This window comes from Bizionia saleffrena (assembly GCF_008086175.1).
GTDB lineage: Bacteria > Bacteroidota > Bacteroidia > Flavobacteriales > Flavobacteriaceae > Bizionia > Bizionia saleffrena.
In genome coordinates, this window is sequence record NZ_VSKM01000002.1 from 256,584 (window position 1) to 277,315 (window position 20,732).

Annotated in this window: 14 protein-coding genes; all 14 read right to left on the reverse strand. The window is 36.1% G+C overall.

From position 1 onward, the window contains the following. Positions 1 to 2 precede the first annotated feature (2 nt). Positions 3 to 863, reverse strand: coding sequence for an acyl-CoA thioesterase (locus ES676_RS02785; protein WP_148368509.1), 861 nt, complete (start codon positions 861 to 863; stop codon positions 3 to 5). A gap of 107 nt (positions 864 to 970) precedes the next feature. After that, on the reverse strand, positions 971 to 2,086 hold the full coding sequence (locus ES676_RS02790) for a mechanosensitive ion channel family protein (protein ID WP_148368510.1): 1,116 nt from the start codon (positions 2,084 to 2,086) through the stop codon (positions 971 to 973). Between the two features lie 130 nt (positions 2,087 to 2,216). Further along, the gene (locus ES676_RS02795) at positions 2,217 to 3,617 is read right to left on the reverse strand and encodes an efflux transporter outer membrane subunit (RefSeq protein WP_170234410.1); all 1,401 of its coding nucleotides are present in this window, start codon (positions 3,615 to 3,617) and stop codon (positions 2,217 to 2,219) included. Between the two features lie 19 nt (positions 3,618 to 3,636). After that, positions 3,637 to 6,777, reverse strand: coding sequence for an efflux RND transporter permease subunit (locus tag ES676_RS02800; RefSeq protein WP_148368511.1), 3,141 nt, complete (start codon positions 6,775 to 6,777; stop codon positions 3,637 to 3,639). Between the two features lie 24 nt (positions 6,778 to 6,801). Then, positions 6,802 to 7,929 (reverse strand): efflux RND transporter periplasmic adaptor subunit, encoded by a 1,128-nt coding sequence (locus ES676_RS02805; protein WP_148368512.1) that lies wholly within the window; start codon positions 7,927 to 7,929, stop codon positions 6,802 to 6,804. Between the two features lie 11 nt (positions 7,930 to 7,940). After that, positions 7,941 to 8,426, reverse strand: coding sequence for a GbsR/MarR family transcriptional regulator (locus ES676_RS02810; protein ID WP_148368513.1), 486 nt, complete (start codon positions 8,424 to 8,426; stop codon positions 7,941 to 7,943). 143 nt (positions 8,427 to 8,569) lie between these two features. Continuing rightward, complete coding sequence (locus ES676_RS02815) at positions 8,570 to 9,469, reverse strand: DMT family transporter (RefSeq protein WP_148368514.1); 900 nt, start codon at positions 9,467 to 9,469, stop codon at positions 8,570 to 8,572. Positions 9,470 to 9,546: 77 nt separating this feature from the next. After that, complete coding sequence (locus ES676_RS02820; protein ID WP_148368515.1) at positions 9,547 to 10,032, reverse strand: GbsR/MarR family transcriptional regulator; 486 nt, start codon at positions 10,030 to 10,032, stop codon at positions 9,547 to 9,549. Between the two features lie 67 nt (positions 10,033 to 10,099). Then, the gene (locus ES676_RS02825; protein WP_148368516.1) at positions 10,100 to 11,263 is read right to left on the reverse strand and encodes an MFS transporter; all 1,164 of its coding nucleotides are present in this window, start codon (positions 11,261 to 11,263) and stop codon (positions 10,100 to 10,102) included. A gap of 203 nt (positions 11,264 to 11,466) precedes the next feature. Continuing rightward, positions 11,467 to 12,963: an aminotransferase class V-fold PLP-dependent enzyme gene (locus tag ES676_RS02830; protein WP_148368517.1), complete on the reverse strand. Its 1,497-nt coding sequence runs from the start codon at positions 12,961 to 12,963 to the stop codon at positions 11,467 to 11,469. 104 nt (positions 12,964 to 13,067) lie between these two features. Beyond that, entirely contained in the window at positions 13,068 to 15,053 is a 1,986-nt protein-coding gene (locus ES676_RS02835) for a protein-disulfide reductase DsbD family protein (RefSeq protein WP_148368518.1), read from the reverse strand. 107 nt (positions 15,054 to 15,160) lie between these two features. Further along, positions 15,161 to 17,962, reverse strand: coding sequence for a M16 family metallopeptidase (locus ES676_RS02840; protein ID WP_148368519.1), 2,802 nt, complete (start codon positions 17,960 to 17,962; stop codon positions 15,161 to 15,163). Between the two features lie 289 nt (positions 17,963 to 18,251). After that, a complete protein-coding gene (locus ES676_RS02845) occupies positions 18,252 to 19,283 on the reverse strand; it encodes a TlpA family protein disulfide reductase (protein WP_148368520.1) in 1,032 nt (343 codons plus the stop codon). A 31-nt stretch (positions 19,284 to 19,314) separates the two neighbouring features. Beyond that, entirely contained in the window at positions 19,315 to 20,730 is a 1,416-nt protein-coding gene (locus tag ES676_RS02850; RefSeq protein WP_148368521.1) for a RagB/SusD family nutrient uptake outer membrane protein, read from the reverse strand. Positions 20,731 to 20,732: the final 2 nt, after the last annotated feature.

Sequence of the window (20,732 nt, forward strand, 5' to 3'; positions counted from 1 at the left end):
GTTTAGCTTTTAGGTCGCATTAATCCCTCCTGCGCTACAGACGCGACTAATGTGCCCTCTCTAGTAAAAATATTCCCTTTCGTAAACGCTCTAGCATTGGAGGCACTCGGTGACTCTATAGAAAAGAGTAACCAATCGCTAAAATCGAAATCTCTAAAAAACCACATAGAATGATCTAAACTTGCCATTTGCGTGTTTCCAAAATGCGCCTTACTGGCGTGCGGGTTTATAGCTGTCGTTAACACACTATAATCGGAAATATAAGCGAGAATTTGCTGCTTTGTGGCGTAATCGAGATTGGTAACCTCTCCTTTTAGTTTAAACCATACATCGTTGTAAGGTGGTAAATCTTTTTTCTCTAATGGATTTAATAACACGGTAGGTTTAAATTCTATGGGGCGAACCACTTCAAGAAACTCTCGGGTTTTATTGGGCATATAACTACCGTACTGCTTCAATAATTCATTCCAACTTAACAGGTCTTCCGGTTGCTTGATATTACTTTTCATCTCTATTTGATGATTGTAACCCGATTCGGTTTTATGAAAAGAAAGAGCCATTATAAAAATAGTTTTACCATGCTGAATAGCCGTAACGCGACGCGTAGAAAAACTGCCACCATCTCTAACACGGTCTACGGTGTATTTAATAGGAACTGTTAAATCGCCAGCTTCTAAAAAATAAGCGTGTAACGAATGTAAATGCCTGTGCTCGACGGTATCGATAGCGGCATTTAATGCTTGAGCTATTACTTGACCTCCAAAAACATTGGGACTTCCCACCGTTTGGCTTACGCCTAAATAGTCGTTATTACTATCTTTTTTAAGATTTAAAAGTTCTAATAACTCGGGTAATGAATTCATAGGCTTTGTTATTTTTCCGTGCTAAGGTCTTAAAAGAAGGTTTAGTAAACAAAAATGTATAATTTTAATTTCAGTTTAATAACAACTTCGATTTAGACCAACTGATATTATTGTTCTTTGTTAAGTGCATCAGTAGATTTGTCGGCGGTAGTCTTCATCACAATAGTCCGGTATGGAAATGGTATTTCTATTCCTTCTAAATCAAAGCGTTTTTTAACACTTTCCAGCACATCGCACTTTAAATTAAACGAATCGGTATAGGTACTCGCCCACGCCCAAGCTCTAATGGTCATCGACGAATCGTTTAATTTAGTTAAGGCCACTCTAATTACAGGTTTGTCCTCCTTCTTATCTAAAAGTGTTCTATTATCAAAAATTAACGGATGATTCCCACATTCTTCTTGCAGTATTTTTTTGGCTAAATCGATATCACTATCGTAAGAAATACCAATTTCAATATGCTCGCAGCATTTAAGCTCGCCTAAATCGTAATTAATTAGTTTTTCTTTATTAATTATAGCGTTGGGAATAACAATCATTTTATTTTCATAATTTCTTATAATAGTATGTCGCAACGTTATATCGGTAACCGTACCTACCATTGTATCCGAAAGCCTTACAACATCACCTATTTTAAAAGGTTTAAATGAAATAATAAAAATTCCTCCAACTAAATTGGATAACGCTTCTTGAGATGCCACACCGGCAATTAAGGCAATAACACCTGCCCCTCCAAGAGCTGTTTGAGACACGCCTCGCAATGAAGGAAATACTAACATCACTAATAAAAAGCCTACAAAATACACACTAAATACCGCCACATACCTAATAAACTTAAAAGCTGTAGGATCCTCATTATAGAGTATTTTGTTTTTTATACTTCTCTTAAACCATAAGTTGGTGAGCGTACCTCCAATTATAGTTAACACGGCAACCATTCCTACATAAAGCACTAATTTAAAATTAGTTAAAATATAATCATAGTAATCATCACCCATAAAAACGAGACTTAATGCCAAGACGCCAAGCACAATCCAAAGGGTATTAAGAATATGTTTTATAAAAATAAACGGGCGTTCCGTTTCGCCGGGAAAGCGTTCTTTTTCCTTTTTTACCGACCATTTATGCAATACGTTCGTTATAACGCACAGCGTAATCACGCTAACAATAATGCCAATTATAGCGATAATATTGGTTTTAAATAGCTCTATTAATTCTCTCATTATTATGTATTCGTTATTTTTATTAAACCGCTCTAATCTCACGGCTAAGTTAAGTGGTTCTTACAACTTTATTCCACAAAAAAGAGCCTACAAATTAATGCAAGCTCTTTTTTTTTACTGTGTATAAGTTTTATTTCCAGCCGCCTCCTAAAGCTGTGTATAAATAGACTATAGACTGTAATTTATTATTTCTTGCATTGATTAAATCTAGTTTTGAATTTAAAGCATTTTCACGAGAACTTAAAACTTCTAAATAATTTACTAAGCCATTTTTAAGTAATTCATCTGAATAGTTAGTCGCTAAGTCGTATGCATCGAACTCTTTTTGTTTAATTTCAATCTTATCTACTGCATTTTGATACGAATACATAGCATCTGAGACTTCTTTACTCGCTTTCAAAATAGACTGTTTAAATAGAAGCCTTGACTGCTCTTGTTGTGCTTGAGCCACTTCGTGTTGTGTTTTTATCTTTCTACCATTAAAAATAGGCTGTGTTAAACCACCCACTAGAGATGCGAAAAGAGAGTTTGCATTAAATAACGTATCGAATTCTAAACTTTGCAGTCCGCCATTTGCAGATAATGTAAGCGACGGATAGAAGCTACTTCGTGCAACGTTTGTCATTTCGAAAGCACTTCGTAATTTAAACTCTGCAGCCATAACATCAGGTCTATTACTTAATAATTGCGTAGGCACTCCGGTAGCCAACTCGGTGTCTATAATTTGATCTTCTAAAGAGGAACGTTCAATATCCATAGGCATTTTACCTAAAAGAATAGCCATTGTATTTTCCAACAATCGACTTTGCGTTTTTAAATCTAACAAAATAGCTTGTGCAGTGTACAACTGTGCCTCCGTTTGCTTCACTCCAACTTCAGTAACGTTTCCAGCTTCTTTTAAAGCTTTTGTGGTTTCTAAACTACTGCTTCTATTCTCAATTGTCCTCTCGGTCACTTCAATTTGCTCGTCTAAGGCAAGCAAGCTGAAATAGGTAGACGATATATTCGAAATCAATCGTGTTTTTACGGCGTGATGTGCGGCGACTGTTTGCAAATAAGAGGCTTTAAACGACCGACTATTACTTCTTATTTTACCCCAAATATCGGCTTCCCAAGACACGTTTCCTGTAACCTCATATTGATCTTGAGAGCCACTTAAAAAAGAACCAAACTGACTATTGTTAGATAATTCTTGATGTGTGTATTTTAAATTTCCGGAAAGCGTTGGTAAAAAGCCCGCTTTTCCTTGCTTAACATAAGCTTCAGCCGCCACGATTTGCTGAATCGCCACTCTAATATCTATATTATGTGTTAGACCGCTCTCTATATAATGCGTTAACACAGGATCTGTAAACAACTCGTTCCAAGAGACGCTTGCCATAGAGACTGTATCTTGAGCTACAGCATCTATTCTATAATTTTCTTCAATATTTAACTCTGGTCGTTTGTAATCTTTGGCCACAAAACAAGATTGTAAAGTAAGCATTGTAAAAACGACAAGAGTTCCTTTTATAACTACTGTTTTCTTCATTTTAAAATTCTGTTTGGTATTAATGTGCGTCCACTTGTTGCTGCTCTGGCTTCGCCTTTGGCTTCACCACTTTTTCTTGTAACCATTGAAACAACATATATAGAATTGGGATAACGAATACCCCCAAAACGGTTCCTATTAATAATCCTCCTACGGCACCTGTACCAATCGCACGGTTACCTTCAGACCCCACACCCGAAGCAAAAACTAAGGGCATAAGACCAAATATAAAGGCCAATGATGTCATTAAAATAGGACGTAACCTCGCTTTTGCACCATCGACAGCTGAATCGAAAATTGACTCTCCGTTTTTACGGCGTTGTATCGCGAACTCAACGATTAATATGGCATTTTTGGCCAATAGTCCAATTAACATAATAAGAGCAATTTGGAAATAAATGTTATTTTCTAGCCCAGCGACTTTAGTCGTTATAAAAGCTCCAAATATCCCTAATGGTAATGATAAGATTACAGAGAATGGTAGGATAAAACTTTCGTATTGCGCACTTAAAATAAAATACACAAACACAATTACTAATATTAAAATAACCGTGGTTTGGTTTCCTGCATTTTGTTCCTCTCGTGTTAATCCAGAATACGCCGTACTAAAGTTACTTGGCAGCGACTGCGACACCTCTTCTACAGCAGCAATAGCATCTCCTGTACTAAATCCTGGATTTGTTGCACCAGTAATTTTTGTTGAATTAAACAGGTTGAAACGCGTTACCGATTGCGGACCAAAGACACGCTCTAACGATACAAATTGTGTTATTGGCGCCATCTCTCCCGAACTTGTTTTTACAAACATATTACTTAAATCCTGAACCTTAGAACGCTCGGAAGGCAATGATTGCACATACACTCTATATTGTTTTCCAAACCTTGAGAAATCGGCAGTATATATACCACCAATATACCCTTGAAGCGTATTAAAAATACTATTGATATCAACGCCGTTATTTTTCGCTAGCTCCATATTAATATCCAACTTATATTGTGGATATTTTGTACTGAACGACGATTGCGCGTATTGAAATTCTGGACGCTGCATTAAACTGGCAATAAATTCTTTATTCACTTTATCTAATCCGGCAAAGTTACCACCAGACTTGTCTAGTAAGTTAACTTCCACACCAGAAGATGTACCAAAACCGGGAATACTTGGTGGTGAGAAAAAGATAATATTTGCTTCAGGAATGGTTGAGGCAATACCAAATAAAGTTCTCGTTATGGCTTGAACAGACTCATTATCTTCGGTACGCTCACTCCAGTTCTTGAGTTTTATAAACCCTAATCCGTAGTTATTACCCGCACCGTTAATTAAACTAATACCGTTAATAGTGGTTACACTTTCTACTCCGGGAATATCTTTCACCTTTTGGTATAATAGATTATTTACTTCGGCAGTTCTATCAATGGAAGCGCCCGGAGGCAATTCCATATTAATAAATACTAATCCTCTGTCTTCATCTGGAACAAAGCCGCTTGGCGTTGTTTTTACAGCCCATAAAATACCGATTACTGACGCTATTAAAATAGCACCTGTAATCCATTTGTGTCTAAAGAGAAATCCTAAAGACTGACCGTAACGTTTTACCGTTACATCAAACCCTTTATTAAACGCAGAGTAAAAACGCTGCATAAAACCTTTCTTTTCTTCTTCTCCATGTGGTTTTAATAATAGCGCACATAACGCCGGACTTAACGTTAAAGCATTTACTGCTGAAATTAAAATGGCGACAATAAGCGTGACTCCAAACTGCTCGTAAAACACTCCCGTTGGTCCAGTAATAAAAGTTACTGGCACAAAAACTGCGGCCATTACTAAAGTAATAGATACAATAGCACCAGAAATTTCACTCATTGCCGTAATAGTAGCCTTTTGAATATCTTTTGCGCCCTCGTCAATTTTTGCGTGAACGGCTTCTACAACCACAATGGCATCATCCACTACAATACCAATCGCCAACACCAAGGCGAATAAGGTTAATAAGTTAATGGAATATCCAAATAAGTTTAAGAAGAAAAACGTACCTACAATAGACACTGGTACCGCAATTGCAGGGATAAGAGTCGATCTAAAATCTTGTAAAAAGAGAAATACTACAATAAATACCAGAATAAAAGCTTCTATTAATGTGTGTGTTACTTTTTCGACTGAAGCATTTAAAAACTCATTGGTATCGTAAGGAATAACAACATCGATTCCTTCTGGAAAATTTGTTTTTAAGTGTGCTAATTCTAATTTAACGTTTTCAATAATTTCTTGAGCATCCGATCCTTTTGTTTGATAAATCGCTAATGCCACACTCGGGTTACCATCGGTTTGAGCCGTTGTAGCATACGATTGTGCATCAAGTTCAACTTTTGCTACATCTTTTAAGCGTAAATATTCGCCGTTACCAAGTGCTTTAATAATAACGTTTTCGTATTGCGCTTCGGTTCTAAAACGACCGTCGTAACTAATTACATAAGAGAAAGCTTCCCCATTATTTTCACCAATTGTACCCGCTGCCGCCTCCTGACTTTGCTCGTTTAAAGCCTTAGAAACGTCTGAAGGTGCTAAACCATAAGCGGCCATTTTATTTGGCTGTAACCAAATACGCATCGCATAATCTTTACTACCAAATACGTTAACATTTCCGACACCGTTTACCCTTTGAAAGGCAGGAACGACATTAATTTTCAAGTAATTTTGTAAGAATACGTCGTCATAATCTTTAGAGGAACTATAAAAACTAAGGAACATTAAAGCACTAGTTTGTTGCTTTTCGGTTAAAACTCCTGTCTGTCTTACCGCTTGTGGTAATAATGGGTTTGCCCTAGCAACACGGTTCTGCACGTTTACCGCCGCAATATCTGGATCGACATCTTGACCAAAATATACCGTAATTTCGGCGGTACCGTTATTTGTTGCCGTAGACGTAATATACGTCATCCCTTCAACCCCATTAATTTGTTCTTCGATAGGAACAATAACACTCTCTAAAATCGTCGCCGCCGTTGCGCCTGGATAAGCAGCTGTTACTTTTATGGTTGGCGGTGCTATATCTGGATATTGCGTTACCGATAGAGAGGTTAGCCCTAGCACCCCCAAAATTAAAATAAGAATGGAAACTACCGCCGAAAGTACCGGTCGTGTTATAAATGTTTTTAACATTATTTCTACTTTTTTTATAATGAATTATTGAAACTCTTTTGTGATGGGTTTTGCTATGCTGTCAAAATTCACCATTTTTGGCTGTATAGGCATACCACTTCTTAGCTTACCAATACCTTTAACAACTATGGTTTCATTTGCTTTAATCCCAGAGTCTACAATGTATAAACTACCCGCTTTTGCTTTAATAGTAATCGCTTGCGCTGTAGCCGTATTATCATCTTCAACTTTATACACAAAAATGCCTTCTTGTTGTTCGAAAGTAGCCTCTTGCGGTACCACGACGACATCTTCAAAGACGGTGGGCACTTTAATAATTCCGCTATTACCATTGGTTAATAATCCATTGTCATTTTTAAATAGAGCACGGAAAGAAATAGTTCCTGAATTGGGATTAATTTGAGAGTTTATGGTTTCTATCGTTCCTTTTTGATCATATTCATATCCATTCGCCAAGATTAAAGTCACTTTTGGAAAGTTCTTTATTTTATCAGCTTTAGAGGCGCCTTCAGCACTTTGAAGAAAATTTAAATACGCTTTCTCATTCATAGAGTAATAAGCGTAAACATTACTAACATCAGACACCGTAGTTAACGGTTGTTGATCATTTGGACTGACCAAAGACCCTTTTCGCAATCTAACGCTACCTACATAACCATCTACCGGGCTTTTTATAGTACCATAACTAATAGTTGCTGCAATACCACTATAGCCGCTTTTTGCTTGTGCTAACTTTGCCTTTGCCGTTTCTAATTGTACTGCACTAATAATATTTTTTGCTACCAAAGGTTTTAACTTATCTACCTCTACCTGGGCCGCATTTACATTCGCTTTTGCTGCAGCAGCGTCTTGGTTCATAGATTGTGTTTCTAACTTAAAAAGCAGCTGTCCTTTTTTTACTTTCTGACCTTCGTCTACGAAAACGCCGGTGATATATCCTGATATTTTTGCACGCACTTCACTATTTGTAAGCCCCTCAATACTTGTGGGGTAGGATTTATAAGTGGTCACGGTTTGCAACGGCAATTTTACGACCGGTAACGACAGTGCTGGTCTTGATGCAGCAGCACCGCCTTTTGCAGCATCCTTCCCACAGGACATCACTAACAATAAAGCTATAAGTGGGATTGAATTTTTAAAGAGTGTTTTCATAATTTTATAATCTACAATTGATTTTTATACTGTTCTATTTCTTTTATTTTCTTTAAATATCCATCGCGTAAATGCGCTAAATACTCTTGATATATTCTAACTAATGATTCTTCTTTTTTAAATTTCTTAGGATTATTTATTTTGTTGTACGCTGTAACTTTATTAATGATGTATAACTCTTGTTCAAACAACTCTGTATGTCTTTCCATTGCTGTTTTTACATAAAACTCAGACATCCGGAAATAGCGTTTGCGTTCGCCAAATTTGGTATAATACGCTACGTAATGAAGATTTACCAAAATCTTAAGATTATTGGACACCGAACTTTTACTGGCTTGATGTACTCTAATAATATCTTCGAAGGTTAACCCTTCTTCTGACGATAAAAGTAAAGTGGTATAAATTCTAGCTGCTAATGGTGTAAGATGCAAGCGCTTTTCAATTAATAAACCAACCTCTTCGGTTAGTAAATCGTCTTTATTTAACACTTTTTTCATAATGCAATTCTTTATTTGAAATGCAAATATACTATTAGTTCGTAACAATACGAACTAATAGTGTTTAAAATTGTGTTATATTTTATTCCAGACTTTTAACTATACTTTTCTTTCAAAAAAAGGAGTACCTAATAATACTACGATTATCTCGGTACGAGCCGCGGTTCCTTCTTCTGTTCTCGAATTAAATAGATACCTATTAAGATTAATATCCCCCCGAAAACATACCACAAAGAGAATTCCTCACCATCTATTAACCCCCAAATAACAGCAACTATAGGTAACAAGTAGGTTACTGTGCTGGCAAATACTGGCGATGTATTCTGAATAAGCTTGTAATATAACAGCATTGCAACGGCAGTACCTAGAACGGTAAGTATCGCTAAGTAACCCATTGCCTCAGTCGATTCTGGGGTAATTTGGAAACGGGTAAAAAAGCCCGTTCCTAATAAAATTAGAAAAGAAGGCAGCATCCAAATAGTAAAAATGCCTCCAGAGAGCGGCATAGAAGGCACGTGTTGTAGTTTTTCTTTTATAATTAATGCTGCCAGCCCATAACAAGCCGTAGCTAAAACAACCAATAAGGCGTAACCTAATTGAGAATCGGCTGTACTAGATTCTGAGAAATACATTAACGTCGCAGCGCCCGAAAAACCAATAACGGCGCCAAGCACTTGTATTGTTTTACTGCGAATTCCAAAAAATAAAAAGCCTAAAACCAGTACGAAAACCGGCACTAAAGAATCTAAAATACCCGCTAGCGAACTACTTACTTGTGTTTGTGCCAACGGAAATAAAAACATTGGTAAAAAATTACCAAAAAAGCCAGCCGTAGCAATCCAAAACAGTGTGTTTTTATCCATTCTGCGTAATGCAGGAACTCCAATGACCGCCATAATTAACCCCGAAACGCCAACGCGAATAGCACCAATTTCGTATGGTGTAAACGCAATTAAAGATTTCTTTATTAAAATAAACGAACTGCCCCAAGTAAGTGCAATGATTATTAATAAAAACCAGCGATTTTCGAATGCTTTCCCCATAAATGTATTCTCAAGTATAGCTGTTTTAACAGACTTACAAATTAATTTATCTTTTTCCGTTGTGTAAAGACATCAAATTACTCCGTCGTTTTAAACTCTGCTATTTTAGCGATGGTTACAGCAACGAGATCTCTCATTTTCGTCAGATAATCTCGTGTAATTAATCCTAAAGATTCTTCGTTGACGAACTTTTCTTTTTGAAATTCTTTATTGTAATTATTTATTTTATCAACAAGGGTAATTTGTTTTTCAAGCGCATCCATATAGATTTCTAAAAATTTTATCTGAAAATATTTAGACACTTTAAAATAACGTTTCCTATCCCCTGGTTTGGTGTAATATTCTATATATCTTAACTGAAGAAGTACTTTTATATTTACCGAAATAGAACTCTTGCTAGCTTCAATGGATTCTTTTATCTCATCGAAAGTCAACCCGTCGTAAGACGTCATCGTTAGCAAGGCATAAATACGCGATGCTAACGGCGATAAGCCCGCCCGTTCTTCAATACCCATTCCGATATCTTCGATAAGTTCTTTATGTTGTATTGAGGCTGCTTTCATATTCAAATTTTTTACAAAGCTACAATTAGTTCACAACATAATGAACTCATTCTTAAAATACAAAATGCTAATAGGCTTTATTCCTATATATAAGATGAACCACAATGATTAATGCAGACAAAACAATCCCTAAAACAGAAACACCAACCCACGCGTAGTGCTGCCAAGCGAAAGCACCTAAGACCGTACCTAGAGCTCCGCCAATAAAAAACCCGACCATATAAATAGTGTTTACACGATTACGGGCTTCTGGGTTTTTTGAGAAAATGATGTTTTGATTGGTTATGTGTAACCCTTGTAAACCTAAATCGACCACAATAACACCAATGACTAGGCCAATTAAAGACTGAGCGGAAACCAAAAACACAAACCAAGAAACGAGAATTAAAATAGCACTAACCATTATAATTTTATTCTTACTGACTTTGTCATTCATTTTACCAACAACAGTTGCTCCTAAAGCACCGGCAATTCCAAACAGCCCAAAAACGCCTGTTACACCACTACCGTAACCAAAGGAATCCTCCATTAAAAATACGAGCGTTGTCCAAAAGGCACTTAACCCCGCAAAAGCTAAAGCACCTCTTAAGGCTGCTACGCGTAAAGCGGGTTCTGTTTTAAAATAAAACCAAAGTGATTTCATTAAGCTGGCATAACTATCTTTGTAGGTCGGCTTCATTTTTGGAAGTTTATAGGCTAGCAAAACGAATAAAACAACCATCAGTAGCGCTGCTGCATAGTACATAATGCGCCAACCAAATTGCGCTCCAACTAAGCCACTAATTACGCGACTTCCTAAAATCCCAATTAATAAACCACTCATTACGATACCTATTGCCCGCCCGCGACCTTTATCGTCTGATAATGCTGCTGCCATAGGCACAAATAACTGCGGAATAGCAGAGGTAAAACCAATTAAAAAACTACTCGCTATTAATAGAAATAACGTATTAGATAAACCTGCCGCGACTAAAGCCAGAACCATTACAAAAAAATCTACTCTTAATATTTTTTTATTAGATATTTTATCGCCGAGCGGAATAATAAACAACAACCCAAAGGCGTAACCCAATTGCGTAGATAATGCAACATTGCTAACCGCAGAATCAGAGACGTTGAATGTAACGGCCATTTGATGCAATAATGGTTGATTATAATACAAATTAGCAACGATTAACCCTGCCGATGTGCTCATTAAATATAAAACGGAATTCGTTAGTTTTGGTGACATTCTTAAAGTTGATGTTTACTATTTTTAACCTTAAAACAAAGGTGCAAAGTTATCAAAAAAAGGTGCATTTCGCTTAAATAATGCCCTATCGAAACAAAACATCCTTTTAATTGCAAGAATTAAAAGGATGCCTATACTATTTGCATCACGACATCTTTAGGATATCTGAGTGCTCTAGTTTCTATTTTGCCTATAGAGTGAACTTATAAACTTAAAATATCTGCATAGTGCTGTAAGTCTACTTCTACTGGTGTAATAGAATCAAACTCATTTGTACCGCTGTTATAAGTATAATCTGCAGACCATTCTTTTTGATTCGCTACCATCTCTTTAATAGACTCTACAACATAGGTAATTTCCTTGTTAGACATTGTTGGATGAATAGATAAACGTACCCAACCTGGCTTCTCGGTTAAATTTTTCGCTTCAATTTGTGCAATAATTTCGCTAGAACTAGCAGCGTTAATACCACATAAATAATGCGCATACGTACTAGCGCAAGACCAACCACCACGCACTTGAATTCCGAAACGGTCGTTTAATAAACGTACCGCTAAATTGTAATGCATATGGTCTATATTGAAAGACACACAACCAATTTGCTTTTGGTGTCTTGTCCCTAACACCGTTAATTCATTGATATCTTCAACCCCATCATAAAAAGACTTTAAAAGTTCGTCTTCACGTTCTTTCATTTTATCGACATTCATTTTCTCTTTTAGATTAATAACAAGAGCCGCTCTTATTACTTGAATAATACCTGGCGTCCCACCGTCTTCTCTAGTTTCTGGATCTTCCACATATTTAAATTCCCCTGAAGGTTTTGTCCACTTTACGTTTCCACCACCTGGATTATCAGGAATTTCTCTTTGGTGTATATTTTTATTGTATACTAAAACACCACAACTTCCCGGACCACCTAAAAATTTATGAGGAGAAAAGAAAATAGCATCTAGACACTCATCCTCATTTTCTGGGTGCATATTAATGTTTACATACGGCGCCGAGGCCGCAAAATCTACGAAACAAAGTCCGCCATACTCATGCATTATTTTAGCCAATTCTTGGTACGGAGAAATAATACCCGTAACATTAGAACACGCTGTAAACGCACCAATTAGATACTTACGATCGCTATATTTTTTGATTTCATTTTCTAAGACTTCGGTCGCTACCAATCCTTTATCGTCTGGAGGAAGGATAACAACATCGGCTTCTGTTTCAAACCAACACACTTGATTAGAGTGGTGTTCCATATGTGTTATAAATACTACTGGTCTATCCGCCTCTAAAACGGGTGCGCCGCTAAGGTTTGCTGGTAATAACTTAAGGATGCGTAGTAACTTATTTAAAGCACCCGTCATCCCTGTTCCTGTGGTTACTAATACATCCTCTTCTGAAGCGTTAACGTGTTGTTTAATCACGTTACGCGCTTCATGATATAAGTATGTTGTCGCCTTACCACTTTCACTTGAAAAAGAGTGTGTATTCGCCATCATTGGCCCCACTTTTTCACAGATTACATTTTCAATAGGTTGGTATAATCTTCCACTAGCAATCCAATCGGCATACAACATATTTTGTTTACCATACAGAGATTTAAACGTGGCATCGTTACCTATTACACCAGCTCTGAAGGGTTTAAAATAGGCTTCTAAATCTAACGTGGTGTCTTGTTTATTAAGTGTATCTGTTTTCATAATGTGTTATTCTGTAATTTTTAATAAGCGCAATAAAACTGCTGTATTTTATACTAAAAAGACCATTACCTATTTTGCTATAGGTAATAGTCTTGTAATTTGATTTAAAACTTACTGACTCCGTCTTGCAACCAAGCGTAATACTCATCGGCATCGAACATAAACCCTACAGGCTCATTAACAGTTTCGCCCTCGTGATCTATGATAGCATAGAAAGGTTGCGTATTTGTTTTAAACTTAATCGTTTGGAATTCGCTCCATTTTTGTCCGATGTACTTTAATTGTTTTCCCGGTTTTAATTGCGATTCCACAATTTCATCTTCTTCCAGTTTACGTTTATCATCAACGTACAATGAAATGAGTACTATCTCGTTTTTTAATACGTTGAGCACTCTATCGTCTACCCAAACGTTTTGTTCCATCTTACGACAGTTTACACAAGCCCATCCTGTAAAATCTAGCATAATTGGCTTGTTTACTTTCTTAGCATAAGCAACACCCTTATCGTAATCGTTAAATGCTAAAATTTGATGTGGTGCTAATAAATGGCCGCCTTCTGGTAACTCTTGTAATACCGCTGCCGCACCGCCACCAGTTTTAGAATTCCCTACACCGTAAGGAGACTCAGCATAATCTAATGGTGGTGGAAACGCACTAATAATTTTTAATGGCGCACCCCATAATCCAGGAATCATATAAATGGTAAAGGTTAAAACAATTAAACCTAAGCTTAAACGTCCTACTGATATGTGTGTTAAAGGTGAATCGTGAGGTAATTTAATTTTACCAAAAAGATATAAGGCTAACGTACCAAATACAGCGATCCAAATCGCAATAAAGACTTCACGCTCTAAAATATGAAGTTGTAACACTAAATCGGCTTGAGATAAAAATTTAAAAGCTAATGCTAACTCTAAAAATCCAAGTACCACTTTTACTGTATTTAACCAACCACCAGATTTTGGTAGTGAATTTAACCATCCTGGGAACGCTGCAAATAAAGCAAAGGGTAATGCTATAGCTAATGAAAAACCAAACATCCCAATAATAGGTGCTATACCTCCTTTTGAAGCCGCCTCGACTAATAAAGTCCCGACAATGGGTCCTGTACAAGAGAAGGATACAATTGCTAATGCTAAAGCCATAAAGAAAATACCAATTAAACCACCACGGCTCGCCTGAGCATCAACTTTATTCGCCCATTTGTTAGGTAACATAATTTCGAATGCGCCCAAGAATGATAATGCAAATACTATTAATAGGATGAAGAAAATAACATTAAACCACACATTGGTTGCCAATGCATTTAAAGACTCCGCACCAAAAATAGCCGTTACTGCCGTTCCTAATACTAAATAAATAACGATAATACACAGTCCGTATATAATTGCATTTTTAATTCCTTTTGCTTTGTTTTTACTCTGTTTCGTAAAGAAACTCACTGTCATAGGAATCATTGGGAACACACACGGGGTTAACAATGCCGCAAATCCTGATAGAAACGCGATAAAGAAAATACCAAATAACCCTTTAATTTTCCCATCGTTTGACTCCGTTTTCGCTGTTGTATCTTTTAGCGCTTTACTCTTTACTGCTGGCGTTAACGTTTCTGCTTTTAGAAAACTCTCAGTTACCGCAGTTGCGTTAGTAAGATCAAATTCTAAATCTAAATATTCAGGCGGTAAACAACGTGTATCGTCGCAAACCATAAACTCGACTTCTCCTTTAACAAGAGAAAGTTCTTTGTTTAGTATTTTTATGCGCTGTCTAAAAGACGCTTTATTCGCAAAGAATTTAATACGCATATTAAAAACAGGATCGTCTATAGTAACGCCTTCTTCTTCTAATACTTTATTTATTAATTCAAAAGAATCTTCTGTATCGAATGTAAATGTTGTTGGTATTGGTCCATCTTCAGGGACGTTTTGAGAATACAAATGCCAACCGCTCTCTATAGTTGCATTGGCCACCAAAAAGTACTCGGTATCAGAAATCTTCTCAACAGAAGTGTTCCATTTTACGGGATCGTAAATTTGTGAGAAGGCATTGAAGCCGATGGCTAATGCTAAAATTAAAATAAAGTGCTTCATTTTCTTTTGTTTTAAAATGCTGTTATTTTCAGCGCTATAAACATCTTTACTATACAACATTACCTTAATAAGCAATTTGGTAATGCGACATAAAGATGCGGTTATTATTAATTTTCTGGACTAAAGATGATTTCATAAGATTTTGCATTTTTAAGTGCTCTTTTCGTGAATTCCGTCACCTCTTTTGCCGTTATTTTGTTTGCTATATTTTCAAAGTTTTTCGGATTATCCATATTGTAACCTTCTCTGAAATAATTTAATAACAATCGCATATCGTGACTATTATAGTTTTCTTGCTGTTGCTTTTCTTTTAAATAATTCGTTACCGTTTTATCTAAATCCGACTGCGTAATAACACCGTTGGCAATTTTATTTAATTCTTCATAAACGATAGCTACCAGAGTTTCTACTTTATCCGGGTTACAATCAAATTGTATCGCGATTAAGATCTCTTCTTTTGGACGTTTAGACACGTTAGCATATAAACTAACGCCATACGTTCCACCTTCCGTTTCTCTTAAAGTGGCATTGTATCTTAAATTTAAAATCCCAACTAACGTTTTTGCTAGCAATTCATTTTTTAAAGAGTGTTTAAAATTATTCTTAAACGCAATTTTAACCGAACTTTTTGGATCTTCCATTTCTAATAACACTTCCTGCTTAATGGTGTTCGATTTCCATTCAGCTGTATTATCAATCCATTTTTCTTGTACTGCTGAAGTAGGAATACTTGCAACATAGTTTTCTAATAACGGTTTTAAAGCCGCTTTAGAAACATCTCCAACAATAAAGAACTCAAAATCTGAAGCATTTTTGTAACGCTCTAGATAAATATTTTTTATTTCATCAAAATTTAAATCCGCTACAAAGCTAGCATTTATCAATCGTTTTTTAGGATTATTTTCGCCATAAAGTGCAACAATTAAACGGTCTTGCATTTTAGAATTTAAATCTTCACTACGTCTTACAACATAATTCTCTAGCTGTCCTTTAAACACTTTGTAAGCATTTTCATCGAAACGCGGATTTACAAAACGCAAATATACCATTTGTAATAGAGTTTCCACATCTTTTGTGATTGCAGAACCGTAAATAGATTCTGATAAATCTAAAATCTCGATTCCTGTAGAGGCGGTTTTACCGGTAAGCACTTTATCTAAATCGGTTGCCGAATAGTCTCCTAACCCTGATTGTTGCACTACTGTATTTGCATATTTAGCAGAGGCCAAATGCGCGTCTTTTATTAATGACAATCCACCGTAGCTAATAGCTTCTAATTTAACGTCGTTTTTATTTTTATCGGCAAATTTATAGTGTACCGTTATACCGTTACTTAACTTAAAAGTTGTCGCGTCTATAGCATCGTTTCTTATTTCAGAAATAATAGATCCTGGTTTTATTTCGGCATCAGAAATTAAGGTCTTTCCTGAAAACGTATCCGAATACGCCGTTAACGTATTATCTTTCTCTACGCTACTTAAAATATCTAACGTTTGTTGTTTCGTTAAATTGTTGTCACCTTCAACACCTGTTACAATAATAAATCTATTGTTTTCAGTGTATAATGTTTTCATTTTAGTATGAATATCTTCTGTAGTCAAATTCGCAAAAATATTTTCCATAATAGGGAATTGTTTCGCGATATCAATCATTTCGATATTCTCTAAATAATTCTGCTGTATACCATAAACAATCGCTTCGTGCGATTTATCGTTCTCACGACTGATTAATGTCGTGTAGTAGTTTTCTATCTGAACAATGGTACGATCCATTTCCGCTTGCGTGAATCCAAACTTTACCGCTCTATTAATTTCTGTAACCACCGCCTTAAACGCTTCTTGTTGCTCATTCGCTTTTGGAGAAATACTTAAGGTTAATGCATTTGTTGTACGTGAATTTTTAGCATACGTAATACTTGCATTTACGAAAGGAGATTTAGGATCTTGAGACACTTCTTTAATACGATCTCTAAACATCGTCGTAATCATATTCTCTAGTAGGAAACTTTTTAAATCACTAGTCGTATTGTACGCTTTTACTTTTGGATGTCTAATACCAAACTCTATGCGTGCCGTTGTAACTTCCTTATCCTTAGCTAAGATGTAAAGGAGTTCGTCATTATCAGGAATCGTTATAACCTCACGCTTTTTAGGCTTTTTAATAGCTGGTATCTCCGAAAACAATGCTTTTATTTTAGCTTCAATTACCTTAACATCAACATCTCCTATTACAGCGATCGCTTGTAAATCTGTTCTATACCAATCGTGGTAAAAATCGCGAAGGGTTTTATATTCGAAATTTTCCACCGTATCCATTAAGCCAATAGGCATACGTTCTGCATATTTTGTATTGTTGAATAACACTGGTAAGCTCTGCTGAAAAATACGCATACTTCCCGACTGGCGTGTACGCCATTCTTCTTTAATAACACCGCGCTCAGCATCAATTTCTTCATCAGTTAACGCCAACGCATTACACCAATCGTGTAAAACAAGTAAACACGTATCTATTAATTCTGGACGCGTTGGGATATTATTCATATTATAAACCGTTTCGTCAAAAGCCGTAAACGCGTTGATGTCTTGACCAAAAACGGCCCCTTCTTTTTGAAGCGTATTTAAAACAGCTTTGCCTTCAAAATTCTCTGTTCCATTAAACGCCATATGTTCTAAAAAATGCGCTAAACCTTGTTGGTTATCGTTTTCTAAAACAGATCCTACATTCTGAATAATATAATAACTGGCCGCATTTTTAGTGACGTCCGTATCATAGATATAATAGGTTAAACCATTATCTAACACTCCTTTTTTAATTTTGGTGTTAACTGGTAATAATGGATCTTGTTGTGCATTTTGAGCAAACAATTGGAAACAAAATAAGAATAGAAATAAAGTGGTAAAATGCCGCATATTTTTTTGAGTTATGGTTTTGTTATTACTTAGTGGTATGATGCTATTTTTAAGTCTTACCCTTATACTTATTTTGCTTTTGTGATAATTTTAAGAGTTGCAACCACAAAACACGTCCAAATGTTAATGTAAAACTGTTGCTGATATACTATAGAATCACGTCATAATTGGGATGAATAGGTTTGCGTTTAACAGCAAAACGCATAAAAAAGCCAGAACAACGATAGGTTCTGGCTTTTTTTTTAAATACAAAAGAGTCTTAAGTGTGTTCTTCAACTAATTCAAACAACTATATATCTAAAGAATTAAATAGATCTTTTAAACCCTCTTCTGAAGGTCTAGGAGCATCATAACTAACAATGTTTCCTTCTTTATCTAATAAAATGAAACGTGGAATACCAAAAATGTAATAATCCGTCATAAACTTAGATTCCGTAGCATTATCTGCTAATAATTGAACGCCATCTAATGCTTTGGTTTCAATCATTTTTCTCCATTTTGCTTTATCTTTCTGATTGTCGACCGAGATACTTAAGAACGTAATGTTTTTATCTTTAAACGCCTCTTCAACTTTAGCTAAATAGGGCATCTCGTAGATACAAGGCACACACCAAGTGGCCCAAACATCTATATAAACATAACTTCCTTTAAAATCTGAAAGCGAAGAGGTCCCGCCTTTATAATTTACGTAATCGGTAAATTCTGGGGAAGGCAATCCTTTACCTAACTTAGAATTAATTTCTAATTGTTGTTCGTGCTGGGCAACCATACCCGTTTTAAACTCTTCGATTTTCTTTTTCTCGTCTGCTACAAAAGTGGAATCTAAAAGCGCTTCTTTGTTATCTAATGTCGCATAAAACGTAGTCATAAAAGCGTCTGTACGCACGTTAAAATCGGTTTCTTCGGCACCCAGATATTCCTTATAATCTTTACCAAACAATGAACTTAAATGTCCCGTTTTAAATTTTATAAAGTTATTTTCTTCGGCACCTTTACCCTTAAAGGTTAAGGTTTCTTGAATGTTAGACGCATCGAAACTCATATTAAGATCCATATCATTTTGCAAATACACTTCAAAAACTTTATCGTAAACCGTGTTATAATTAACGGGGTTTTCTAGCTTTAAAGTATCTCTAAAGTTTCCGTTTTCGTCAACGTCTATAATAACCGACTTAGAGCTTACCGGATTAAACAAGCGCAAGTTTATGCTATCGTTAGGGTTTTCTACTGTACCATATAAAACCGCGTAGTCCTTTTTAGGCACTTCTTTATTGCACGATACCATAAGGCTAACTAGTGCAATTAGTATTAAATTTCTCATATTGAACTTTTTTTTAAATTTTAATTTGGAATTAATATCCTTGATTTTGAATAACGGTGTTATTACCTATAATAACTTGCGATGGAATTGGTAAGATAAAACGATTGGTAACTAAAGAGGGTTTTACAGTTGTCGCGTCAAGATTTCCTAATCTATCGTAACGGATAACATCGAATAAAGGCTCTCCGTTTTCATAAAAAAGCTCCAATAGTTTCTCTTGTCTTATGTCTTCTAACAATGTGTTTTGATCTACAAATGTTTTAGGGGTAATAGTAACACGATTTCTAATCTCGTTTACACTTGCTAAGGCCGCAGTTAAATCGCCACCAACACGTCTCGCTTCCGCCTCTGCGTGTACTAAGTAAATCTCGCCTAAACGCAAATGATATATCGTGTTGTTTTCTGAAGCTGCATTAGCTACAAAAGGGTATTTTGCCTGATCGTTATCACCGTGTGTGTCATCAGAATAAGCAAAACTAAATCTCGGATCGAAGTTCCCCCCTGCTCCTGCTAAATCGCCATCTGTTGCTGTTCCTACTTGCGCATCGGCAGTAGCCTTTAAGGTTTCGCTATAGGTCGTGTTTTTAATTAGTGCCATATTGCTTCCCCCTTCTGCACCTGGTCCCGCAAATGGTGCAAAAAGAACCTCGTCGCTAAGAAATCTCTTATTAAAAATTTCTGAGTATTGTGGTTCTAACATATAGTCTTCTGAGTTATTAATAACTTCGAATGCTAAGGTTGCTGCCGTATCGTAATTACCCCTATATAATTCCACCTTAGATAATAACGCTTTTGATGCTAAAGTACCGGCGTAGAAATGATCGATAAATGTAGGGCCATTAGTGACTGCAAATTCTAAATCTGATACAATTAAGGTATATACCTCTTGCACCGTGTTTCTAGGATTAGCTTCAATATCTGTTGCAAATTCTGTTCTAACCACAACGCCATAAACAGAATTTACATCGTAAAACTCACCAAAATAACGCAGTAAATTAAAGTAAGCAAAAGCACGTTGAAACTTAGCTTCGGACAACATCTCTGCTTTGCGTGTTTCTGAAATACCAATAGCATCTCCAGCTTCTAAGCCTTCAATTAAAAAGTTACTTAGGCTAATTATTTTATAATGTCCATTATACAGGTTCGCTAAAAACGGGTTGCTTACCGGTACTTCGTTGGTATTAAAACCTGTGCCTCCGCTTAAGGTTCCACTTATTCTTCCCTCATTGCCGTAGGCCGCTAAGTATAAAGGAAAAGAGTTTACATTAAATTCACGACCTAAATCATACACGCCGTTTAAAACTTGTTGTGCAGAAGTCGCGTCTCTAATAGTGTTATCTGGAGTTAATTTATTGAGGGGTTTAACGTCATCTATACTACAACTGGATACCACAACAAATAGTGATAAACACACTAAGCTTTTAAATATTCTAATATATGTTTTCATCT